Below are 22,792 nucleotides of genomic sequence, written 5' to 3'. Positions count from 1 at the left end.
GTGCCGAAAATGACGCAGCAGACCGCTACGCCTCGTCGAGCCTCCCGCCGGACATCAATACCAAGCACGCTCGCCCCCGTCGCATCTTGCCTGGTTGCAAGACGCGCGCGCTCAAGATCTGCTATCGCAGGCGGCCCCCGGCAGATCGCCCGAACCGGTAACGTGGCACGGGCAGTATGATAATGTCAATAAAACTGCATACCAAAACGAGGCCTGCGATGCACCGCGTCACCGTCACGTTGGACGACGATCTGATGAAGAAGCTCGACGCCATCATCGCGGCGCGCGGTTATCAGAACCGCTCGGAAGCGATCCGCGACCTGGCGCGGATCGGCATTCAGCAGACCACCTCGGAGGACAACGGCGAGAACTGCGTCGGTGCGATGGTCTACACCTACGATCATTCCAAGCGCGATCTTCCGCGCAAGCTGACGCAGAGCTTCCACAATCACCACGAGCTGTCGCGCGCGACCATGCACGTGCATCTCGACCACGACCAATGCCTCGAAGTCACCATCCTCGACGGCAAGGCGAGCGAGATCCAGCATTTCGCGGATCACATCTTTTCGGAACGCGGGGTGCGCTACGGTCGGCTGGTGACGATCCCGGCCGCGGTGGGCGACGGGCACGACTAACGCGCGCTACGGGCCAAGCGCTCGACCAATGAGCCGCCGCCTCTGCAAGGACGATCATACTGGCGGACGATCGCGCGACCGCAGGACAACCGCCGGCTACAAGTCGAGTGCATTAGCAAAGCCGTAAACCTCCGGTGGTAGACAGCCGCATATTCACCGAATTAGAGATTTCCATGACGAATTATCTCAAGGGCTTTTACGCGGCTGAGTTTGAAACGGCGCGGAAGAAAGCGCACGGAGTCGTGCTGCTGCAGGACGGTCAAATCCGCGGCGGCGATTCCACATTCGCGTATATCGGATCGTACACCCAGGAAGGCTTAACGGTGTCGGGCAGCGTCCGCGGCTTCCGGCACGCCAACGCCAACCACCCCGACCACGTCTCGGTGTTCGGCATCGATCCCGTCGAGGTCGTGTTCGACGGCGTCGCCAAGGACGGCTACGTTTCGATCGAAGGTGTCGCGCGCGAGACGCCTAGCCTGTCGCTACGCGGCCTTCTCACCCGGATCGGCGACTAACCCCGCCGAGGGCCTCGCTCTGCGGGACAGCCTGAAATCAACTCGGCGGCTTCAGCTCCGGCGACGACAACCATCCCTGGACATCGACCGCGGTATCGAGTTCGCGCGCCTGTTTGATAAGAAGCTGGCGTTCGGCATTCGCCGCCAAGCCGGCCTGTTGTCGCAACTGCTCTGCCTGCTCGGTCATGCGCTGACCAAGCGGCTGCGGATCGAGGGGCGGTCGTGGATTCATCAGACTATCTCCCTGTCCTTCAGAACCGCGGGAGCGCAACGCGCGATCACATCACCGATGGAGACCAATGCCTCGCAGTGATGATGAACAATATGGGTCGCACACCCCACATTGCCAGTGACAATAATGTGCAAACAGTGCGTCAATCCGCTCCATCCTTGAACGGCGACCGACGCATCGAGACGACGGCGGGACAAGCGACATTGTTCCGCAGGCGGCGAACGGATTAGGTATTTCCGTGTGAGATCCGATCGACTGATCGCGTTGCATTCAGCACCTCGTAACGCTGTCGTACGGCATCGCCGCCGCCCATCCGGAGTTCCAACTACTTCTTAACGCCCGTCGCCGAAGCTCGGCTGCGAGGGCAAAACAACGACCCTTGCATTCGAGACAAAACAAGTGGGAAGGCAGTCATGGCAACGTTCGCAAATATGTCGCACGAGCTCGACAATCACGGAGCCCTGTATCGTGGCCTCTGCAGTTTTCTCGCACAGTTCGTCGAACTGCTCGAGATCGATCGTCGCTGAGCATTGTCACTAAACGGTCGCCGTCGCGTCCGATCGATCGATCGATCGATCGAGACGATCAGGAAGGCCTCGCGCGATGCGAGGCCTTTCCGATTTCAGGCGTCACATTCACGGCCGGCTATGGCGAGCAGACGCGGCACCTGATCGCGGATCGTTGCCGTGACATGGCGATCAAGCCGATCCAGCCAGCGCTTCGGAATCTCCGCCGGCCCATAGGTCGCGCCCGCGAGCATGGCCGCGAGGGCGCCGGTGGTGTCGGCGTCGCCGCCGTGGTTGACGGTGGCGATCACGCAGTCCGCAAACGTCGTCGTGTTGAAGTAGTAATGCAGCACGGTCTGCATCGTATCGACGACGTAGGCCGACGACTGGCCGCGAAACGGATCGAACTTGAAACTCCGATGGGTGTCGACCAGTTCGTCGGCGATCGCGCGGGCCGCCGCCCGCCCCTCGCCCGCGAGCAACGCCTGCAGCATCCGCACCAGCGCCAGCGCAGCGCCGTCGGACAGCGGATGGTGATGCGTGATGTGGCCCTGCGCCACGGTCCAGGCCTCCACCTCCGCCGGCCGGCCGAAGGTCGCCAGCGCCAGCGGCAGTATCCGCATCGCCGCGCCATTGCCGGCGTCGCCTTCGAAATACGGCCCTTCGACGGTGCCGCTGGTGATGTAGCGGCGGATGCCACGGCGGCAGGTGCTGCCGACATCGACCGGGCCAGTTTTGAGCCAGGCGGCGAACTCCTCACAGACGTCGCGCACGTCGAGGCCTCCGCACCGGATCAGCGAGCGGCCGAGCGCCAGCGCCATGTCGGTGTCGTCGGTCACCTGCCCGGGCTTCAGCCGCAGCCAGCCGCCGCCGACGATCTCTTTGTGCACGCCGTGGCGCTCGACGATCTCCGACGGCGTCATGAATTCGACGGTGGCGCCGAGCGCATCGCCGATCGCGAAGCCGAGATAGGCCGCCAGCGCCCGCTCCTCGATGTCCGGCCCGGTCATTGCGATCCTCAGAAATAGCTCGCGGTGACGCGATAGGCGCCACCGATCACCAGATACTCGCCCTCGCCTTTCAGGGGATGCGCGGCGAGCAGCCGATTGAAGAACACAATCTTGGGCACCGGCACCCGAACGGTCAGGATGGTGTCGCCGAAACAGTCGGCGACGCTGCGGTCCGACGAGAACGACGTCAGATTGTTCAGCCGCATCACGACGTGGCGCTTGTCGATGCGCTGCAGGATCTGATGCTCGTCGAACGCGTTGACGCCGCGATACAGCGTGACGTGGGTGCTGCCGGCGGCGGAGAAATGCGCCAGCGCCCATTGGCAGAATTCGAACAGCAGGTCGAGCTGGACGTAGATCGCGTTGTTGTGAAAGCGGCTCGACATCTTCTCTTCGACATAGGTCGTCCATGGCGGGCTCGCGATCCGCCGGATCGGGTCCTTGTGAAACGTCGGAAAGATGCCGAACCGGCTTTCGACCCAGCCTTTCAGCACCGCGCCTTCCGGCCCGTTGCTGTCGAAGCCCCAGCCCTTGATCAGGTCGAGGAACGACGAGCGAAAACGGCTGCGGCCGTCCGCCCTGCGCACCCGCTGCTCCGCATCGATGCCGAACAGGGCGGCCATGTAGCAGGAGAACGCCTCCCCGGCATCGGCGAGATCCGCCGCCTGGCCGAGCATCTCGAACAGGCTCGGATTCATCTCGCGCACGCCGGCGATATGCAGCGGCACCGGCTGGTCGTTGAACGCGACATCGGTGAGATATCCCATCGGCACGCCGACGAGGTTGGTGGAATGGCCGATGCCCCCTGCTGAGGTCAATGGTGCCGGCTCTGCCGCTTGCGCCCGGGAGCGCTTCAACGAAATCACGCCCCTCGTCTAGCGGAGCCCGCCGGCGCTGCCTATGCGCATCTCGACTAACCGTCGCGCGCCGCGGCCGCGGCTTCGCCAGGTCAGCGCGCCCGCGCCAGCGTCTCCGACGGCAATTCGCCGTGCTTCTGGCGATAATCGTGGGCGAAATGGCCGAGATTGCTGAAGCCGCAGGCAAACGCGACCGAAGTGACCGAGCGCGACGGATCGCCCTGCAGCAGCATCTCGCGGGCCTTGTTGAGCCGTATCGTCTTGGCGAACGCCATCGGCGAATAGCCGCGGTGCTTCTGAAACGACTTGAACAGGCTGCGGACGCCGACATTGGTCACGGCCGCGAGATCGTTGATGGTGATCGCCCTGTTCCACGACGCCGCGATGAATTCCTCGGCGACGCGGACGTAGTCCGGCGCGCTGTCCGGTGCGTTGCGATCGAGCTGATCGCTGAAATTGTGCCGCGCAACGCTCAGCAACGACACCATCAGCGTTTGCTCGAGTTCGCGCAGCATCAGCGGAGGCAGCGGCTGCGCCGGATCGACATGCCGGGCGAGAAACAGGCCGAAATCGCGCAGCGCCAGCGCGCCGCAATCGCCGCTCCGCACCGTCGGCGCGAATACCAACCGACCGCGCGGCTTGACGCCCAGCATCGCTTCGAGCGTCGCCATCAGTTTCTCGTTGGAAAACCGGACCACCAGCTGCTCGTAGCCGGCGCCGTATTCGAGCCGCGACGGCGCGCCGGACGACGACACGCACCAGCACTCGCTGTCGACCTCGACGCTCGAGCCGCCCGATGTCGTTCGGCCGTTGCCGCGCAACGCGATCTGCAGCCGGGCGAAGTCGGTTTCGGAGAACTCGGCGACGGCCCGCGAGGCGTAGCGGCAGAAACCGAAAGCGGTCACGTCGAGCTTGACGAAGCTGCCGAACCCTTCGAAGCCTTCAGCCTCCGCGGAGAAGGTCTGCGCGCCATAGAAATTGATCAGCGCATGGCGCATTTCCTCGGTGTCCGTGGTGTGGACGACCGGGGTCCGGTTCAGCGGATAGTCAAGGGCAATGGCGCTCGCGGAAGCGTCGGGCATGCGGTGAGGGCTCCGTCCAGGACCTGTTTTCGCCCGGTTTTTCGATCCAGGCCTCGCGGCAAGCCTAGATGTGCGACACAGGTCCCACCGCTCAATACCGAACAAGTTCACTCAATCAACGCGCTTATGACAAATTTACATCAAAACTGATGCAATAATGCCTCATCTCGTGAGTGCGGCGCCGGAGACGCGGCCCCTGCGACACAGATCGAAGCCGAGGGGTGGGCCGACGGGTTCTCGATTGTGGCCCCGCGGCCACCGCCAAGCCGCAGGCGTCGCCGGAGCGCCGCATGACCCTTCCCCAGACCGATGCCCTTTGCTAAGCCGCTGTCGTTCCAGCCTGGAAGGGTGGCCGAGTGGTTTAAGGCACCGGTCTTGAAAACCGGCGTGCCCGCAAGGGTACCGTGGGTTCGAATCCCACCCCTTCCGCCATAACCGTTGATTGTATTTTGCAAAATCTGTTGACGGGCGAACGCTGGTTTTACAACCATAAAGCGAAAGTGGGTTTCAACCTGCAACAATGCTGCATCAAGTTTTCTTGTTGCAGATGGTCGCTGGGCGCCGACTTCGCAGCGATGCGCCGCTCGCTCTCGAATCGTTGGCCGCCGGCCCAACCGGCTAGTCCGCCCGACCTTGCCCTTCACACTCCTGAATGACGTTCACGACGCTCTGGAAGCGGCACCCCGCTGCGGCTACGGATTCCGACCTGCGCCTTGGCAAGCGGGGGCCCCGAGGAACTGTCGGTCGGCTAATTGCCAGGCTCGATGCCGTCTACTCATCCCGAGTTGACGGATCGACAACGCCGTTTCACCAGCCTGCTCGGGTCCGAAAGCGTATTTCGAACGACGCTGAATGTCGACGACGTCACCATTGTCGCCGCCTGTGGGAGGGCTCCATCCTCCGGCTATCAAGCTCTTAAGCTACCCACGATACTACGAGAACAGATCAGGACGGTCACTGGACAATCAGTAAGTCGCCCGACCTCCCGACAAGTCGAACACCGCCCCCGTGCTGAACGAGCATTCTTCACTCGCCAGCCAACAGATCAGCGAGGTGGCCTCTTCCAGAGTGCCGAATCGTTGAAGCGGGATTTTAGACAGCATGAATCGGATGTGCTGCTGGGACATTTGATCGAACAGCGGGGTCCTGATCGCAGCCGGCGCGATGCAGTTGACGCGCACCTCGGTGCCAGCCATTTCCTTGCCGAGCGATTTGGTGAGAGCGATCACGGCGGCTTTGGATGCGCTGTATGCGGAAGCGTTAGGGTTGCCCTCCTTCCCCGCCACCGAAGCGACGTTGACGACTCGCCCATAGCCGTTGTGCTCCATGGCACGGACTGCAGCGCGATTGCAGTAGAAAGTGCCGTTGATGTTGATATCCAGCACCTTCCTCCAATCGTCTCCTGCGTAATCCTTCACAGCCGCATTCGGCCCGGTAATACCAGCGCTGGCGACCAGGATATCCAAGCGCCCCCCCAACGCCTCAAGGCTCCTTTGAAGCGCCGCATCGACCGCTTCTTCGACCGAGACATCGACTGGCTGCGCGTCCACCGCGCGCGTCGCCGTCGCAGCAGCATCGAGGGCCACGGCATTCAAGTCCCAAATTGACACGAGCGCTCCTTCTGCCGAGAGGCGGCGCGCCACGTCTCGGCCGATGCCCGACGCAGCGCCCGTTACGACAGCCGTGCGTCCTGCGAACCGTCCTGTAAAAACGCTCACTGCCACCCCGCTTATGCAAATCGTGCCGATACGGTCCCAAGACCCGTGATGGTCGCTTCAAACGTTTCTCCGGCACCGACAGGGACCATTGGCCCAAGCGCCCCTGAAAGGACGATGTCGCCGGCCCGCAGGGGGCGCTTGCGGCGCGCCAGTTCGCTGGCGAGCCAGACCATCGCATTCAGCGGATTACCCAGACAGGCGGCGCCGCTCCCTTGCGACACGGTCTCCTCTCCTCGCGTCATCCGCATCTGCAGAGCGCGAAGATCCAAGCCGTCTAGCCGACGCACCGGACCACCCAGAACGAACAGGCCCGACGACGCGTTATCGGCGACTGTATCGACGATACCAATGTCCCAATTCGTGATGCGGCTGCCGACAATCTCGAACGCCGGCATCGCATAGGCGACCGCGCGAACGATATCTGCAACCGTCGGAGTCTCGAGAACGACATCCCGATCGAGAACAAAAGCCACTTCCGCTTCAATTTTCGGCTGCAGCACACGTCCCGCTGCGACTGGCTCGTCTTCGGCCACGATCATGTCAGCGAACAGCATGCCGAAATCGGGCCGGTCGACTCCCAACTGCTTCTGCACCGCACGCGACGTCAGCCCGATTTTGCTGCCGACGACACGCCGCCCTTCTTTCTCCCATAAGGCCGTATTCCGCTGTTGAATGGAATACGCGGCATCGACGTCGAGATCGGGCAGCTCGGACCGAATCGGGGCAACTGGCGTCCCTCCATAGGCTGCCCGGATCCGATCGGCCATCTCGCCGATGTCTGCCTGCATCTTCATTGTGAAGTCCCTCCTGCGTTGTCGATACTTGAAAAGCTGCGATATCGGCTGATCCACGCCTCTTACGAGGACGCCGAACCCTCGATGACGAAATGCTCACGGTCGCCCGCGGATCTTGTGCAATCCGCGGGCGACCTGCGACGCGACGAACGGCCGGACGCGCGATGACAGGCGTCCGACGCTTGTGGCTACGAGGCGATGTTATTCAAGTCGATCTTGTCTCCGTGCGGCATCCAGTTCGCGCCATCGAACTTTGTGATCTGGATGTTGTGGATTGCCCGATAATCCGTCGAAGAATTCCCGACCTTGATTCCATCGAGGAACAATGGAGGCTGCTCATCGCGCAGCGAGGTCGCCTGCTTCAGCAGGTTCTCACGCGTGAGCTCGTTGCCGCAACGGCGCAACACCTGCTCGATCATATAGGCATTGTTGTATCCGGGGGTCGCGGTGGTGTCGTCGAGCGTCGCCTTCGGCATGTACCTCTTCATGAAGTCGACAAAGGCCCGAATTCGAGGCTTGTCCCGATAGCTGGGATCGGTCGCGATCGCCTCCCACGAGGCAGAGACAAGCCCTTTGGCATTGTCCAGCCCGGCGGGCGCGAGCGTCCCCCCGACCGAACTGCAATTCGAATTCACGACATGAAGCGGCTTCCAGCCGAGTGCCGCGACCTTCCGGATGCCCTGCGCGGCGAACTTCGAGTAAGTGAGCTGCACGAACACGTCGGCTCCCACCGCCTTGCAGTCGGCGACTTGGTTGTCGATCGAGGGTTCGGAGATCTCGTGACTGACCTCCTTGACGATCTGGTTGGCTTTGGCTCCAAGGCCTTTCTTGAATCCGCGCAGAAAGTCTTTGCCGAGGTCGTCGTTGAGATACTGAATGGCGATCTTCGCGTCCGGCCTCTCTTTGATGACATAAGCGCCGAGGGCCGCTCCCTGGGCGACGTAGAGCGGATAGAACGGGATGATCCAGGGATATTCCTTGGGATCGTTGAAGCGCTCGGCGCCGGATGTAAGAAAGAGGTTCGGCACCTTCTTGCCGTTGAGATACTTCTGAACAGCGGCATTGGTGGCGGTTCCGAGGAATCCGGCAATCGCGAAGACTTCATCGGACTCGACAAGCTTGCGGGTTTGCTCCACCGCCTTCGGCGGCGAGAACGCGTTGTCCAGCGAGATCAGATTGATCTTGCGGCCATTGATGCCGCCGTTGTCGTTGATCATCTGGAAGTACGCGGTCTGCGCCTGGCCATAGATGCCGTAGCTCGACGCCGGTCCGCTATACGGCGAGGTGGTGCCGAGCTTGATCTCGGTATCGGTGACGCCGGGACTGTACTTGGACGCTGCGCGGGCTCGCGAGCCGTTCAGCGCCAAGGCAGTCGCGCCCAAGCCGGCAATCGCGGTTCGTCGTGAGATGGCCTTCATGTTCGTTTCTCCCTCATGTTGTTTTCGTTGCACGTTCGGAGCGCAATCATTCCGTCTCGTTTCCTGCCGCATTGAGCTGATCTAACCGAACGAGGCAGACACCTTTCCGAAGCCTGACACGCAGGCTTCGTAGTCGTCGTTGGACGTACGGGCGGCGGGCAACCGCCAGTCGCCGGTACGCCGGCGGCCACCGCCAAATCGGGGCCGGAATGCCGCTGAGCTACGGACGGCATCAGCTCGATGTTGCGAGGCCGGCTACCACCAAGTGCCGGCGAGGCCCCAGCCTCGTGCGGTCACGCCGCGATGCTCACGTCACCGCCGCCCTCATGGGCGGTCCAGGAAGTCGGCAACCAGGGCATTGAACTCGTCCGCCTTCTCCCACTGCGCCCAGTGGCCGCACTTCGGGTAGACGTGGAGTTGTGCGTTGGGGATCGTCTTCAGCAGAATGAAGCTGGAGTCGAACGGCACCACACGATCTTCGCGGCCCCAGACGATCAGCGTCCGGTGCTTCAGCGATGCCAGATCCTCCCGCCAGATATCGAGGCCGGGGCGCTTGAAGATGTCGATGATGTCGGAGCGCGTCGCGGCTTCGAGACGCTCCTTCATCAACGGTTCGGTGATGGTCGACTGATCGTACACCAGCAGTTCGAGCACGGCCTTGAGTTTCGCCATGCTCGGACCGTCGCCGGCGTTGAAGCGCGCCATCCGCATCAGGCCTTCGGTCGGCATCGGCGAGAACATCGCCTGACTCCCGCCGGTCCCCATCAGCACCAGCCTGTTGACCCGTTCCGGCGCCCGCAGCGCGACCATCAGGGACGTGCCGCCGCCGAGCGAATTGCCCACGAAGCTGGCCTTGTCGACGCCGATCGCATCCATGAAGGCGCGGGTGAAATCACCCAGCACCTCGTAGATCGCGCCGTCCTTCAGCTTACCCTCGGTGTGACCATAGCCGGGAAGATCGAACACGATGACGCGCCGCTTCGCCGACAGCGCCTCGATGTTCTTGCGATAATTGCTGAGCCCCGACGCGCCGGGGCCGCCGCCGTGAATCAGGATCGTCGCCTCGCCTTGTCCGACGTCGTAGTAACGCGTGCGGGCACCCAGCACCTCGACCTGCTTGTCCTTGAACTCCAACTTCCGTCTCCTTTTGGTTATCGTTGATCGACGCTCACGGCGCCCTGGAGGTAGGCGTCGCGCAGTTTTCGCTTGAGCAACTTTCCGCTCGCCTCGCGCGGCAACGCATCGAGCATCAGAAAGCGCTTCGGGATTTTGAACCGCGCTATATGGCGCTGGAGAAAGGCGGCCGCCGTCGCCGGCGTGATCTGCCCATCGTCATCGGACTCGACAGCCGCGACCAAGCATTCGCCGAACTCCTCGTCCGGCACGCCGAACACCGCGCAGTCGCGCACGCCGGGGCAGTTGACGAGCACGCTCTCGATTTCGGCCGGATAGATGTTGACGCCGCCGGAGATCACCATGTCGCGCTTGCGGTCGCAGATGAACAAGTAACCGTCGGCGTCGAGATAGCCGACGTCCCCGCAGGTCACGAGCCCGTCCCGATCGATCTCCCGACGCTGGTCGGCGCGATTGTGATAGGTGAAGTCGGAATAGGCCTCGGTGCGGAGATAGATCTCGCCGATCTCGCCGACCCCGAGCACGCGGCCCTGCTCGTCGTAGATTCGGACCGTGGTGCCGGACATCGCGCGCCCCACCGTGCCGGGATGCGCCAGCCATTCCTCGGAGTCGCAGCCGATCGCGGGCCCGGTTTCGGTGGCGCCATAGGTCTCGTGAATGACCGGCCCCCACCATGCGATCATCTGCCGCTTCACCTCCGGCGGACAGGCCGCGCCGGTGTGGGTCACCCATTTGATCGACGACACGTCGTAGCGGCACCGCGCCTCCTCGCAGAGGCGGAGTAGGCGCACGAACATCGTCGGCACCATCGTCAGATGCGTGATGCGATGCTGCGCGATGGTGCGCAACAGTTCTTCGGGATCGAAGCCGTGCTGCAGCACGGTCAGCACGGCGTGCTGGAACGCCTGCCGAGCGAACGCCCCAGGCGAGGCGTGATAGAGCGGGCCGCACACGAACGCGCGCATCCCGGGCGCGATGCCGTAGATCTGCCGGAGCAGCGCGGCGTTCTGCGCTACCTGCTCGGCCGTCATCGGTTGACGCCGCACGCCTTTCGGCCGGCCGGTGGTGCCGGACGTGTAGATCATCGTGCCGCGCGGCGCGCGGGCCGGCGCGTCCCAGGCCGGGAAGCCATCGCGAAACGCCGCCCAGCATCGCCAGCGCCACGTGCCGGTGTCGGCAGTCGCGTCCCGCCCCGGGTCCGGCAGAGCGAAAGTCGCGACCGCATCGGGGATCACCGAACCGACATTATCCAGCAGGCTGCGATGGCCGATCAGCGCGATGGGGCAGCAATCGGAGAGGATGTAGCGGATTTCCTCCGCGCTCGAATGCCAGTTCAGCGGCACCACATAGGCGCCGAGCAGCGCCGCGGCATGCAGCAACTCGAAATACACCGGATCATTCTGCAGCAGCAGCGCGACCGCATCGCCTTCGCGAACACCGGCATCGGCCAGCGCCGAGGCCGCTCGCGTCCCGCACTCGATCAGTACCGATCGCGCGATCTGGTGATCGCCGAGGATGACGACCGGCTCGGCGGTGCTCATTCGAGGCATATCGTCACCTCGCCGGCAACCGATGGCAGGCGAACGCTGTGCAGGGCCTCAAATTGAGCGTCGGTGAGCGCCACCGAGGCCGTGAAGGTCAGAGGGTCCATGTGCCCGTCGAGCACGTCCGGGTACATCCAGTGGACCGTCGCGACTGTCCCGGCCTCCGACAGCAGGTCGATACACAGCGGCGCCCCGGCGGAGGAGCCGCGCCCGCTGTGATAGCCGTCGCCGATACAATAGACCTCGAATGAGAAACTGCCGGACGGCCGACGCTGGACTGCGATCTCGATGTCGAGCAGCCCGAAGGCGACGTCCTTCGAGCCTCCCTCACAATAGAAATACACATACGGAATGCGTGCGTAGCGGCAGTCGCCGAGGCTGGCGTCGATCGGCACCTGAGCATCCGAGCGGCCGGGCGTGCGCGGCGGGATCGGACCGAACAGGGCCAGTTGCGGAATTGAGCGACAGGCGACCATGGGTTCATGCCTCTCCAGTGGCGACGGAAGCGCGATCACTTGGTTCATGCGGCCTGTCCTGATGATGCGGGCGCCCGAGGAGCGCGAAGGCATTGCGACGCAGCGCGTCGGGATTGTCCGGCAGCGCTTCGCGCACGAAGCGGCCGGGCTGTTTCTGCTCGATGGCGAACGGATAGTCGGAGCCGACGACGATGCGGTCGGGACCGACGACAGCTTGGAGAAACTGTAGCGACGCCGGATCGTAGAGAACGGAATCGTAGAAGAACCACCGCGCCGCGTCCGACGGCCGTCGCGGCATCCGCGTGCGCATATCGCCGCCGAGTGACCAGCCGTGATCCATCCGCGGCAGAATCCACGGCAGCGCACCGCCGCCATGGCTGAGCATCACCCGCAGCGCCGGATATTTGCCCGGCACATCCGCGGCGAGTAGCGACGCCGCCGCGAGCGCGGTCTCCAGCGGGAACGCCGTCGTTGCGGCGAACTCCGGCCCTGCGGCAATCCGTTCCAGACCCGCGGGGTGAAGCGCATGGATCATGATGGTGAGGCCGAGCGCCTCGGCGGCTTCGTACAGCGGGTGCAAAGTTTCCGAGCCGAGCGCGACGCCGTCGATATGGGTGCCGATCTCGATGCCGCCGAGGCCCAGCGCTTTCAGGCGCTCGAGTTGCCGCACTGCACGCGGAACGTCTTGCGCACACACCATGCCGAGGCCGGCGAAGCGTTTCCGCGACGACGCGATCATTTCGGCGATCTGCTCATTGATGAGATCGGCGAGATATTCGGCGTCCGCCGGCGGCAGCCAGTGCGACAGTAATTCCGGCATCGGCGACAGCACCTGCATCGCGATGCCGTCCTGCTCCATATCACTCAGGCGCTTTGCAACGTTCCACGAGCGCTGATCGAGCTTGCGAAATACCTTGCCAGCAATGACGACGGCGCCTTTGTCTCCGGTGATTTCGACGCTGGGCCACCGACGATCGCGCGCAGAATCCGGCGGAAGTCGCGCAGGCACGACATGCGTATGGGCATCGACCACGCTCAAGGCGCGCCTCCCCTGTTTCATCCCGATCTTATCTTCGCCGATGCAGCACCCTCTTGCGGCATCCCCATCGACGAATTTGCTTTACAAACAGGAATGATTGTTTTTAGTTTGCGTGTCAAGAGCATTAGCAAGAAGCGCTGATAGCAGCGCCGCGACGCTTCGGAGGAAGTCAGGGTGGATCTTCTTGAATCACGCATCGTCATCGTCGGCGCGGGCCAGGCCGGCGCGCGCGCGGCCGAGGCGTTGCGCGCCGCAGGCCATCGCGGTTCGGTCACGCTGATCGGCGACGAATCCCATCCGCCCTATGAGCGCCCGCAACTATCGAAAAAGATGCTGATCGATCAGCAGGCTGCGGCGACACTGATTCGGCCCGCGCAGGAATGGTCCGATCTCGGCATTACGCTCCGGACCGGATCGCGCGCCGAGACGATCGATCTCGATCGGCGCAGGCTCGGCCTGTGCGACGGCGGCGAACTCGACTTCGATCGCCTGCTGATCGCGACCGGCACGCGGCCGCGACGCCTTGCCGCGCTCGAGACGGCACCGGTCCCCGTGCACTATCTCCGCGGCATCGATGATGCGCTGACGCTGCGCCGGCGCCTGGTTGCGGGCGCGCAGATCGTGCTGATCGGCGGCGGCGTGATCGGCCTCGAAGTCGCGGCCGCCGCCCTGCTGTGCGGCTGCAACGTCACCATCCTCGAACGTTCCGATCGGCTGCTGCCGCAGATCGGTTCGAACGCGCTGAGTCTGTTCGCGCACGAGATGTTCGCCCTGCGCGGCGCAACGATCCTCTGCAACGTCGAACTTGGTGCGATGCACCAGGCCGGGCTGACGTTGGCCGATGGCCGCGTCGTTCCGGCGGACGTCATCGTCGTCGGCATCGGGGTCGCGCCCGCCGGCGAATTGGCCGGGCAGATCGGCCTCGCCGTCGATCAGGGCATTCGCGTCGATGCCAGCGGCGCGACCGAGCGCGACGGCATCTACGCGGCCGGCGACGTCGCCGAGCAATGGAGTTGCTGGCACGGCCGGTGGACGAGATTCGAGAACTGGGCCAATGCGCAGAACCAGGCGATCGCCACCGCGCGGGCGATGGCGGGCCTCGACAGCCGCTACGAAGCCCCGCCGTGGTTCTGGTCCGATCAGTTCGACACCAACATCCAGGTCGTCGGCCATCCGGGCGGCGCCGAGGAAATCGTCCGCGGCGATCCCGCGACGTCGCGCTTCAGCGCGATCAGCGTGCAGAACGGTGAAGTCGTCGGAGCGATCAGCGTCAATTCGGCCAAGGACATGGCGATGCTGCGCCGCATCGTCGCGTCACGAAAGACGGTCGACCCCGGAGCGCTCGCCAATCCGGCTTTCGATTTGAAACGCGCCCTCGCCTGAGAAGGGGCGCCTGAAGGAGGAAACCATGCACCATCACAGCGACGACCCGGCGATTCTGATCGACCAGGGCCAGAAGACCTTCAAGGTCGCCCGAAAGAACTTCACCGATCCGGAGATCTTTCGTGCCGAGAAGGACCGTATTTTCGAACGCTGCTGGCTGTATCTCGGTCACGCTTCCGAGCTGCCGAAGCCGGGCGACTTCATCAGCCGCACCGTGGCCGGCCGCAGCATCCTCCTGAGCCGCGACAGCAAGGGCACGCTGCGCGCCCTCCTCAACACCTGCCCGCATCGCGGCGCGCAGGTCTGCCGCGAGCGCAAGGGCAACGCCAAGTCGTTCCAGTGCTTCTATCACGGCTGGGTTTTCGGCGCCGACGGCAAGCTGCGCAGCCAGCCGGGCGAAGAATCCTACGCGGCCGACTTCAAGGAACGCGACTCCTCGAACATGCAGCCGGTGCCGAGGTTCGAGATCTATCGCGACTTCTGCTTCGTCGCCTTCGACAAGAACATCGTTCCGCTGGTCGATTACCTCGCCGGCGCGAAGGAATATCTCGACATCGTGTGCGATCAGACCGACGCGGGACTGTCGATCATCAGCGGCACGCAGGAATATTCCATCCGGGCGAACTGGAAGCTGCTGACCGAGAACAGCATCGACGGCTACCATGCGCTCACGACGCATGCGAGCTACTTCGATTATCTGATGAACACCACCGACGGCCTGTCCGGTGGCATGGGCGGCGGTTACGGCTACGACCTCGGCAACGGCCACGCCGTGCTGGAATACGCCGCACCGTGGGGACGGCCGGTGGCGCAATGGATCCCCGCCTGGGGCGAGGAAGGCAAGCGCGAGATCGAGCGGCTGCACCAGAGCCTCACCGAGCGCCACGGCCGCGATCGCGCGGACCGCATCGCGCTGAAGAACCGAAATCTGTTCATCTTCCCCAACCTCGTCGTCAACGACATCATGGCGTTGACGGTGCGCACCTATTTCCCGCTGGCGCCGGACTACATGCTGATCAACGCCTGGGCGCTCGGACCGAACAGCGAGTCCGCATGGGCGCGCAAATTCCGGCTGAACAATTTCCTCGAATTCCTCGGCCCCGGCGGCTTCGCCACGCCGGACGACGCCGAAGCGCTCGAGCATTGTCAGCGCGGCTTCAACAACGCCAAGGAAGCGCAATGGAACGACATCTCGAAGGGCATGGGCAAGGATCGCCCGTCCCACAACGATGAACTTCAGATGCGGGCATTCTGGACACGCTGGAACGCGATGATGTTCCCGGAGCCGGTGCCGAATCTCAAGGGCGTGGCGGCGTGAGGGAGGAAGCGATGCAGACGATCGAGCGAAGCGCCGTCGAGGACTTCCTGTTTCATGAAGCCGATCTGCTCGACCAGTGGCGGCTACCGGAATGGTTGGAGCTGTTCACCGACGACGCGACCTACGAAGTGCCGTGCACCGATCTGCCGCCGGACGCCTTGTCCGACGTGAACCTGTTCTACATCGCCGACGACCGTTTCCGGCTCGGCGAGCGTGTCAAGCGGCTGATGAAGCGGACCGCGCACGCCGAATTCCCGCATTCCAAGACCAGCCGTCTGATCGGCAACGTCAGGATTTGCGAGAGCGGCGAAGACGGCCTGCGGGTGAGCGCCAAGTTCCAGACCTATCGCACCAAGGACGGCACCACCGACGTTTATTTCGGCACGGCCAACTATCGGCTCCGGGTCAACGACGGCGAACTGCGGATCCGGGACAAGCGCTGCGTGCTGGCCGGCGACGGCTTGCGTCCGAGCGGCCGCATCTCCATCGTGCTCTGAGCGGACCGATGATGAATCGCTTCTCAGACCAGGTGGTGATCGTGACCGGCGCGGCCAGCGGGATCGGCGCGGTGATCGCCCGGCACTTCGCCGAGCAGGGCGCGCAACTGGTGCTCTCCGACATCGACGAGCCGCGCCTCTCGGCCAGTGCCGAGGCGCTCGTCTCGGCAGGCCACGGCAAGCCGATGCTCCATGTCGGCGACCTTTCGCGCGAGGACGTCGCCGGCCGGCTGATCGGGGACACGGTCAAGCTGCACGGAACCATCGACGTGCTCGTCAACAATGCCGGGGGCGGCATCATCAAGCCGTTCCTCGACCATACGCCCGACACGCTGCGGACGACGATCGACCGCAATCTATGGACGGCGCTGTGGTGTACGTGGCACGCCGTGCCGGTGATGAAGGCCAAGGGCTACGGCCGCATCGTCAACATCGGCGCCGATTCGGTGCGGAACGGGCTGTGGGACCACGCCGCCTACAATGCGGCGAAGGGCGGGGTTCATGCGATGGCGACCGGGCTGGGGCGCGAATTCGCCACCAGCGGGATCACCGTCAACGTCGTCGCGCCCTGCATCGTCAACACGCCGCAAGTCCAGCAGGCGTCCGAAAAGGCACCGCACCTCATCCAGAAGTTCATCGACGTGGTTCCGATGCAGCGGCCCGGCGAGATGGACGAAGTCGCATCGATGGTGACGTATCTCGCTTCGAAAGAGGCGTCGTTCGTCACCGGGCAGGTCATCAGTGTCAACGGCGGCAGTACGATGCTATGAGCACGATCGCACCAACCGAAGTCCGGGTCGGGACTGTCTCGGACTTTCCCTCGGGCGAGATCCGGGCGGCCACCCTGCCCGACGGAACCACCGTCGCCGTCTACAATGTCGACGGGCAACTCTACGCGACGGCCGATCTATGCAGCCACGGCGAAGCCTCGCTCTCCGAGGAAGGCATCCTGACCGGCAAGACCGTGGAATGCCCCTGGCATTTCGGGACGTTCGACGTCACCGACGGTCGGGCCACCGGGATGCCGTGCACCATTCCGCTGAAAACGTTCACCGTCAAAATTGTCGATGAGAATGTCTATGTCGAATTCTGACAAACCGCGACCGACCCGGGCACGATCCACCTCTGGGCTGCCCGCTTCGCCGTCGCGGCAGAAGCTGCAATCCAGGCGAAACAGCTCGACCGAGCCGACCTACGCGCCGCGCCGGACACAGGCGGAACGCAGTGAAACCACCCGGACCCAACTGATCGACGCCGCCATCAAGCTGGTCCGCGCCAACGGCCTGAGCGGGCTGCGCACCGTCGAAGTCGCGGAGCTCGCCGGCGTGTCGCGCGGCGCCTTGATGCATCATTTCAAGAGCAAGCACGATCTCACCGTGGCCGTGATCCGCCACGTCAACGACATCTCGCGCAGCGAGAGCGCACGGCGTGCGACGATCGCCAAGCGCTCCGATCAGGATCCGATCGAAGGCATCATCCACGACGCCCACGACTTCTATTTCGGCGATTACTTCTTCATCGAGCTCGCCATCGCGATGAGCGCCGATTCCGAGTCGCGCGTGCTCAAGCGCGAGACGTTACGGACCTCCCGCACCAGCCGTTTCTCGGTGGAGGCGGCGTGGCTCGAAGCGCTGATGGCGACCGGCATTTCCAAACAGGTCGCCAGCGACGTGCTCGCGCTCACGCTCAGCGTCGTCCGCGGCTTCTCCGTCCGCATGCTGATCGAACGCGACCCGGACCAGTTCGCACACCTGCTGAAGGTCTGGCGCAACATCATCCGCCACTATCTCGACAGCATGCCGACCGATCGGCCAATCAAGCGTGGTTCAAAATGACATCCGTACCGGCAGGCGAAAATCTGGAGCTGCAGCTCTGCTACGTCCGGCTGGGGCTGCAGGAGCCCGGCGCGGCGGCGACATTCGTCACTGACATTCTCGGCCTGCAAGCGGTGCCGAACGATCTCGGCGAGCACCTGTTCCGATCCGACGAGCGCGCGCATACGCTCTGCCTCACCGACCAAAGTGAACCGCCTGCGATCGGCATCGAGCTGCTCGCGGAGGTCGATCTCGACGCCATCGGCACGAGGATTCGCGAGGCCGGGTTTGACGCGCGGACCGCGACCGACGAGGAGTGCCGTCGGCGCAACGTCCGTCACGCGCTTTTGGTGCGGGACGCCAGCGGCAATGCGATCGATCTCGTCGTCCGGCCCGCGCGCAGCGGCAGGCGCTACTTCCCAAGCCGCGACGCCGGCGTGATCGGCCTGCAAGGCATCGGGCTGCGCAGCCGGAACGTGAGCGAAGACCTCAAGCTGTGGACGGCGATCCTCGGCGCTCGCGTCAGCGACTGGGTCGGCGACGTCGCCTATCTGGCGATCGATGAGAAACATCATCGCATCGGGCTCTACCCGTCGGATCGCGCCGGGCTGGTCTATGTCAGCTTCGCGGTGGAGAGCCTCGATGCCATCATGCAGAACAATTATTTCGCGCAGGAGCGCCAGATCAAGATCCTGCACGGTCCCGGGCGCGAGCCGGCCTCGGGCCAGATGTTCCTGCGCTTCGCCGGCCCCGAGGGCCACGTGTTCTCCTACGGCTACGGCATGAGCGACATCGGCGCCAAGCATCGCTGCCGGCAATTTTCCCCCGTGCCGTCGTCTCTCTGCGAATGGGGAAGCGATTGCTCAGAAATACCCGAATTGCAACGAGCCGTCGGCTGATCCGGGAAAGGACTGCACCATGATCGAACTGAAAGACGTCGCCTACGCCCGGCTCGGCACTTCCAATCTCGAAGAAGCCGAGACGTTCGCAACCACCTGTCTCGGCCTGCAGGTCGCGGAACGGTCGTCCAAGGCGCTGTATCTACGCTCCGACGATCGCGCCCACACGCTGTGCTACTTCGAGGGCGATCCGGCCGAGCAGACGCTCGGCTTCGAAATCGAGGACGAAGACGAATTGTCGGCCGCCGCCACCACGCTGGAAGCGCTCGGTCATCCCGTCCACGTTGGCACCGCCAGCGAATGCGCCGCCCGCAAGGTGAAGGCCTATGTCGGCTTCAAGGATCCGACCGGCAACAGCATCGAGCTGGCGGTGCGGCCGCAGCGCTCCGGCCGGCGCTATTTCCCGACGCGGGATGCCGGCATCACCGGCTTCAGCCATGTCGGGCTCAATTCGACCAACCCGCTGCGCGACGAGGCGTTCTGGACCAAGGTCTGCAATGCGCGGGTGAGTGACCGGATCGGCGATATCGCGCTGATGCGGGTCAACGCGATCCACCACACCGTCGCCCTGGCGCCGGCGCTCGGACCGGGCATTCAGCACATCAATCACCAGGTGCAAAGCAACGACGACGTGCTGCGGTCGTTCTATCATCTGTCGGAGCAGCGCGTTCCAATCGTATTCGGCCCTGGCCGGCATCCGACATCCGGCGCACGCTTCCTGTATTTCCAGGGACCGGACGGCATGGTGTTCGAATATTCGGTCGGCGTCGACGAGATCGAGGACGAAGCCAGCCATCGCCCGCGCCAATTCGGGTTCGAGCCTTCCAGCCTCTGCATGTGGGGATCGAAATCTCAACGGATGGCACGTTGATAGCCTGACGAGAGGTTCCTCCGGGCGGCGTTCGCGCCGTCACGAATCCTGGGTTCGTCGCGCGGAGCCGCCCCCGAAGACGCCCGCAGCCGCGCCAATGATGAACATCTCGACCGCAATGATTGCCAGCAAAGCCCTTCTCGGCGCGATGATGGCACGTGAACGCACCGGGCCGGGACAGACGGTCGAGCAGTTCGACACGGTGCTGATAACCGGCTACACCAGCATCATGCGGCCGGCAGCAGCTATTTGTTCGAGTACTTCCTCAGTTCCAGGCGGGCGATTTGGTTGCGGTGGACTTCGTCCGGACCATCGGCCAGGCGTAGCAGCCGCGCCGTCGCATAAGCGGCGGTGAGGCCGAAATCATTGCTCGTGCCACCGCCACCGTGGGCCTGGATCGCCCAGTCGATGACCTGGCAGGCCATGTTCGGCACCGCGACCTTGATCATTGCGATCTCGGTCTTGGCGACCTTGTTGCCGACCGTGTCCATCGCATGGGCCGCATTGAGCGTGAGCAGACGGGCCTGCTCGATCATGATGCGTGATTCCGCGATACGCTCCTGCGTCACAGTCTGTTCCGAAACAGGCTTGCCGAATGCCACCCGGCTGGCTGCGCGTCGGCACATCTTTTCGAGCGTTCGCTCGGCAAGCCCGATCAGTCGCATACAGTGGTGAATACGCCCCGGCCCGAGCCGCCCCTGGGCGATTTCGAACCCGCGCCCTTCCCCGAGCAGAATATTCGACGCCGGGACACGAACGTCACGAAACACCACTTCGGATGCACGATCCGGAACGCCGTAGAAGCCGAATACCGGAATTGAACGAAGCACCTCCACGCCCGGCGTATCCATCGGCACCAGGATCATCGATTGCTGCTGATGCCGGTTCGGATTGTCCGGATCGGTCTTGCCCATGAAGATGCAGATCTTGCAGCGCGGGTCGGTGGCATTGGTGGTGTACCATTTGCGTCCGTTGATGACGTAGCTGTCGCCATCGCGCGCGATACGGCTCTCGATATTGGTGGCATCGCTGGACGCAACCGCGGGCTCGGTCATGGCGAAGCAGGATCGGATTTCACCGGCCAGCAAAGGCTTCAGCCAACGCTCCTGATGCTCGGCGGTCCCGTAGCGCGCCAGCACTTCCATATTTCCGGTGTCGGGAGCCGAGCAATTGAAGACTTCGGGCGCGAGATGCGAGCGACCCATCACTTCGCAAAGGCTGGCATATTCGAGATTGGTAAGGCCCGCGCCATGTTCGCTGTCGGGCAGAAATAGATTCCAGAGACCCTGTTCGCGCGCGAGTGGCTTGAGCTCCTCGACTGTCGGATAGACCTTCCAGGGACCGAGTTCTTCAGCCTCCTTGTAGAAGCGTTCCTCGTTCGGATAGATGTAACGGTCCATGAAGGATAACAGGCGGTGCTTGACGACGGCAACGCGCTCGGATTCTGGATAGAGCATGGGGTCTCGCAAGTGAGATTGTTGGAATAGTAACCGCGCGGTCCCGTTTAATGGATCGCGGCGTACATGATCTTTTCTTCCGTCGCTTCAGACGCGGGCATTTCCTCGACGATACGTCCGCCGCGGGCCACAAGAATCCGATCCGACAGAGCCAACACTTCCGGCAGATACGAGGATATCACCACCACCGCCTTGCCGCTCTTGGCGAGATCCCGGATCGACGCATGAATCTGCGGGATCGCGCCGACGTCGACACCGCGGGTCGGCTCGTCGAAGATCACCAATGAGGGCTCCTGCGCCAGCGACTTCGCAACCACCACCTTCTGCTGGTTGCCACCGGAATATTCGATGATCTTCAGACTGCGCTTGAGCGCCGAGATCGACAGCGCCTTGACCCACCGATCGGCGACCTGCTTACGCTTCCTGAGCGAATAGAACAGGCTGCGTCCCTTGGGCGAGGCGAGATAGCCGAGATAGATGTTGTCGTCGGCCGTCATGGTTTCGAAGAAGCCATCGAGCTTACGGTCCTCGGTGATGTAGACGATACCGTCGCGGATCGCCTGGCGCGGCACGCGATAGCGGATCGGCTTGTCGTTCAGATATACTAGTCCGCCGCGGAGGAAGTTGCGTTTGCGGGCCCCACAGATGATGTGCGCAATCTCGGTTCGGCCCGATCCGACGAGGCCCGCGATGCCGACGACCTCCCCCTCATAGACCGAGAACGACATGTTCTTGACGACGTTACCCATGGTGACGTTCTCGACCGCCAACACGCGCTTGCGCTTGGCAGGCTCCGCATCGTGCACCGGTGGAAGCGCTGCATCTCCGGCGATTTCGGCAGCCGCATAGTGGCTCGTCGCGACATCGCGGCCGACCATCATGCGCACGATCTTCGGCCGGTCGAGCTCGTTCGCGGGACCTGTATGCACCAGCTTGCCGTCGCGCAGGATCGTGATCCGATCGGCAATCTTCAGCGCTTCTTCCAACGCATGCGAGATGAAGATGACGCCGACGCCCTTTGCGCGCAGGCTGTTGAGCAGGTGGAACAGATGTTGGATCTCTTCCGGAGTAAGGCTGGCGGTCGGTTCGTCGAAGATGATGACGCGCGCATTGTGGCGGACCGCACGGGCGATCTCCACCATCTGCCGCTTCGCCGTGCCGAGCGTTTCCACCAGCGCCAGTGGATCGACGTTGAAATTCAGGGCCTGCTGTGACTGCTGCGCGGCGATGTTGATCTTGCGGTAGATCGTGAACCAGCTCTCCATTCCGAGCTCGAGGTTCTGCGCAACAGTCATCGACGGAACCAGACTGGTTTCCTGGTAAACCATGGCGACACCTTGCGCCAACGCTTCGCCGGGCGACGAGAACGACACCTTCTCTCCGCCGAGAAGGTAGTCGCCGGACGTCAGCTTGATGGCGCCGGCGATGGCTTTGCACAAGGTCGACTTGCCCGCGCCGTTCTCGCCCAGCAACGCATGGATCTCACCGGGGCGCAGCGTAAAGTCGACCTTGTCGATCGCGTGGACACCGCTGTAGACCTTGCTTCCTGCTGTGATCTGCAGCACCGGAGCGATTTCGATCATGGTCATGGCG

General features: G+C 63.5%; 24 protein-coding genes and 1 tRNA gene. 12 read left to right on the top strand and 13 right to left on the bottom strand.

The genetic code is table 11. The features are described from left to right. Positions 1 to 218 precede the first annotated feature (218 nt). Complete coding sequence (nikR, locus tag SR870_RS04490; protein WP_322516846.1) at positions 219 to 635, top strand: nickel-responsive transcriptional regulator NikR; 417 nt, start codon at positions 219 to 221, stop codon at positions 633 to 635. 173 nt (positions 636 to 808) lie between these two features. Continuing rightward, positions 809 to 1,150 carry a GrlR family regulatory protein gene (locus SR870_RS04485; protein ID WP_322516845.1) on the top strand — a complete coding sequence of 114 codons (342 nt, stop codon included), beginning with the start codon at positions 809 to 811 and terminating at the stop codon, positions 1,148 to 1,150. A gap of 37 nt (positions 1,151 to 1,187) precedes the next feature. Here the strand turns inward: SR870_RS04485 and SR870_RS04480 are convergent, their stop codons facing one another. The 4 genes from SR870_RS04480 to SR870_RS04465 all read right to left on the bottom strand — a co-directional run bounded on the left by SR870_RS04480 (position 1,188) and on the right by SR870_RS04465 (position 4,837). Continuing rightward, positions 1,188 to 1,382, bottom strand: coding sequence for a hypothetical protein (locus tag SR870_RS04480; RefSeq protein ID WP_322516844.1), 195 nt, complete (start codon positions 1,380 to 1,382; stop codon positions 1,188 to 1,190). 622 nt (positions 1,383 to 2,004) lie between these two features. Further along, a complete protein-coding gene (draG, locus tag SR870_RS04475) occupies positions 2,005 to 2,898 on the bottom strand; it encodes an ADP-ribosyl-[dinitrogen reductase] hydrolase (RefSeq protein ID WP_322516843.1) in 894 nt (297 codons plus the stop codon). A gap of 8 nt (positions 2,899 to 2,906) precedes the next feature. Then, entirely contained in the window at positions 2,907 to 3,716 is an 810-nt protein-coding gene (locus SR870_RS04470) for an NAD(+)--dinitrogen-reductase ADP-D-ribosyltransferase (RefSeq protein WP_322516842.1), read from the bottom strand. Positions 3,717 to 3,847: 131 nt separating this feature from the next. After that, positions 3,848 to 4,837, bottom strand: coding sequence for an AraC family transcriptional regulator (locus SR870_RS04465; RefSeq protein WP_322516841.1), 990 nt, complete (start codon positions 4,835 to 4,837; stop codon positions 3,848 to 3,850). A gap of 342 nt (positions 4,838 to 5,179) precedes the next feature. Here SR870_RS04465 and SR870_RS04460 point away from each other — a divergent pair. After that, positions 5,180 to 5,269: transfer RNA gene (locus SR870_RS04460), tRNA-Ser, on the top strand. Positions 5,270 to 5,802: 533 nt separating this feature from the next. Here the strand turns inward: SR870_RS04460 and SR870_RS04455 are convergent. From SR870_RS04455 to SR870_RS04425, 7 genes are all read right to left on the bottom strand, one after another. Then, positions 5,803 to 6,555, bottom strand: a complete 753-nt coding sequence (locus tag SR870_RS04455; protein ID WP_322516840.1) for an SDR family NAD(P)-dependent oxidoreductase — start codon at positions 6,553 to 6,555, stop codon at positions 5,803 to 5,805. An 11-nt stretch (positions 6,556 to 6,566) separates the two neighbouring features. After that, complete coding sequence (locus SR870_RS04450; protein ID WP_322516839.1) at positions 6,567 to 7,349, bottom strand: 2-keto-4-pentenoate hydratase; 783 nt, start codon at positions 7,347 to 7,349, stop codon at positions 6,567 to 6,569. A 188-nt stretch (positions 7,350 to 7,537) separates the two neighbouring features. After that, positions 7,538 to 8,767, bottom strand: a complete 1,230-nt coding sequence (locus SR870_RS04445) for an ABC transporter substrate-binding protein (RefSeq protein ID WP_322516838.1) — start codon at positions 8,765 to 8,767, stop codon at positions 7,538 to 7,540. Between the two features lie 324 nt (positions 8,768 to 9,091). Continuing rightward, entirely contained in the window at positions 9,092 to 9,901 is an 810-nt protein-coding gene (locus tag SR870_RS04440; RefSeq protein WP_322516837.1) for an alpha/beta fold hydrolase, read from the bottom strand. Positions 9,902 to 9,918: 17 nt separating this feature from the next. Further along, a complete protein-coding gene (locus tag SR870_RS04435) occupies positions 9,919 to 11,442 on the bottom strand; it encodes an AMP-binding protein (RefSeq protein ID WP_322516836.1) in 1,524 nt (507 codons plus the stop codon). Further along, entirely contained in the window at positions 11,439 to 11,969 is a 531-nt protein-coding gene (locus tag SR870_RS04430) for a hypothetical protein (RefSeq protein ID WP_322516835.1), read from the bottom strand. The genes SR870_RS04435 and SR870_RS04430 overlap by 4 nt, the downstream gene beginning before the upstream one ends. Next, positions 11,926 to 12,981 carry an amidohydrolase family protein gene (locus tag SR870_RS04425; protein WP_322516834.1) on the bottom strand — a complete coding sequence of 352 codons (1,056 nt, stop codon included), beginning with the start codon at positions 12,979 to 12,981 and terminating at the stop codon, positions 11,926 to 11,928. The genes SR870_RS04430 and SR870_RS04425 overlap by 44 nt, the downstream gene beginning before the upstream one ends. Here SR870_RS04425 and SR870_RS04420 point away from each other — a divergent pair. The 9 genes from SR870_RS04420 to SR870_RS04380 are packed head-to-tail and all read left to right on the top strand — an operon-like array spanning position 12,940 to position 19,742. Further along, complete coding sequence (locus tag SR870_RS04420; RefSeq protein ID WP_322518400.1) at positions 12,940 to 13,101, top strand: hypothetical protein; 162 nt, start codon at positions 12,940 to 12,942, stop codon at positions 13,099 to 13,101. The two genes, SR870_RS04425 and SR870_RS04420, sit on opposite strands and share 42 nt — an antisense overlap. 33 nt (positions 13,102 to 13,134) lie before the next feature. Further along, positions 13,135 to 14,343 (top strand): NAD(P)/FAD-dependent oxidoreductase, encoded by a 1,209-nt coding sequence (locus SR870_RS04415; RefSeq protein WP_322516833.1) that lies wholly within the window; start codon positions 13,135 to 13,137, stop codon positions 14,341 to 14,343. Positions 14,344 to 14,368: 25 nt separating this feature from the next. After that, complete coding sequence (locus SR870_RS04410; protein WP_322516832.1) at positions 14,369 to 15,661, top strand: aromatic ring-hydroxylating dioxygenase subunit alpha; 1,293 nt, start codon at positions 14,369 to 14,371, stop codon at positions 15,659 to 15,661. Between the two features lie 11 nt (positions 15,662 to 15,672). Further along, positions 15,673 to 16,158 (top strand): aromatic-ring-hydroxylating dioxygenase subunit beta, encoded by a 486-nt coding sequence (locus tag SR870_RS04405; RefSeq protein WP_322516831.1) that lies wholly within the window; start codon positions 15,673 to 15,675, stop codon positions 16,156 to 16,158. Positions 16,159 to 16,169: 11 nt separating this feature from the next. Then, positions 16,170 to 16,928 carry an SDR family NAD(P)-dependent oxidoreductase gene (locus SR870_RS04400; RefSeq protein WP_322516830.1) on the top strand — a complete coding sequence of 253 codons (759 nt, stop codon included), beginning with the start codon at positions 16,170 to 16,172 and terminating at the stop codon, positions 16,926 to 16,928. Beyond that, on the top strand, positions 16,925 to 17,251 hold the full coding sequence (locus SR870_RS04395; protein WP_322516829.1) for a non-heme iron oxygenase ferredoxin subunit: 327 nt from the start codon (positions 16,925 to 16,927) through the stop codon (positions 17,249 to 17,251). The genes SR870_RS04400 and SR870_RS04395 overlap by 4 nt, the downstream gene beginning before the upstream one ends. Continuing rightward, the gene (locus SR870_RS04390) at positions 17,238 to 17,993 is read left to right on the top strand and encodes a TetR/AcrR family transcriptional regulator (RefSeq protein WP_322516828.1); all 756 of its coding nucleotides are present in this window, start codon (positions 17,238 to 17,240) and stop codon (positions 17,991 to 17,993) included. The genes SR870_RS04395 and SR870_RS04390 overlap by 14 nt, the downstream gene beginning before the upstream one ends. Next, a complete protein-coding gene (locus SR870_RS04385; RefSeq protein WP_322516827.1) occupies positions 17,990 to 18,871 on the top strand; it encodes a VOC family protein in 882 nt (293 codons plus the stop codon). The genes SR870_RS04390 and SR870_RS04385 overlap by 4 nt, the downstream gene beginning before the upstream one ends. Before the next feature lie 19 nt (positions 18,872 to 18,890). Then, positions 18,891 to 19,742 carry a VOC family protein gene (locus tag SR870_RS04380; protein ID WP_322516826.1) on the top strand — a complete coding sequence of 284 codons (852 nt, stop codon included), beginning with the start codon at positions 18,891 to 18,893 and terminating at the stop codon, positions 19,740 to 19,742. 245 nt (positions 19,743 to 19,987) lie between these two features. Here the strand turns inward: SR870_RS04380 and SR870_RS04375 are convergent, their stop codons facing one another. Together SR870_RS04375 and SR870_RS04370 are read right to left on the bottom strand one after the other, a co-directional pair. Then, positions 19,988 to 21,199 carry an acyl-CoA dehydrogenase family protein gene (locus SR870_RS04375; RefSeq protein WP_322516825.1) on the bottom strand — a complete coding sequence of 404 codons (1,212 nt, stop codon included), beginning with the start codon at positions 21,197 to 21,199 and terminating at the stop codon, positions 19,988 to 19,990. 47 nt (positions 21,200 to 21,246) lie between these two features. Further along, positions 21,247 to 22,782: a sugar ABC transporter ATP-binding protein gene (locus SR870_RS04370; protein ID WP_322518189.1), complete on the bottom strand. Its 1,536-nt coding sequence runs from the start codon at positions 22,780 to 22,782 to the stop codon at positions 21,247 to 21,249. Positions 22,783 to 22,792 lie beyond the last annotated feature (10 nt).

Origin of the sequence: Rhodopseudomonas palustris (assembly GCF_034479375.1) — a bacterium.
GTDB lineage: Bacteria > Pseudomonadota > Alphaproteobacteria > Rhizobiales > Xanthobacteraceae > Rhodopseudomonas > Rhodopseudomonas palustris_M.
This window is presented reverse-complemented; position numbering and strand designations above follow the sequence as displayed.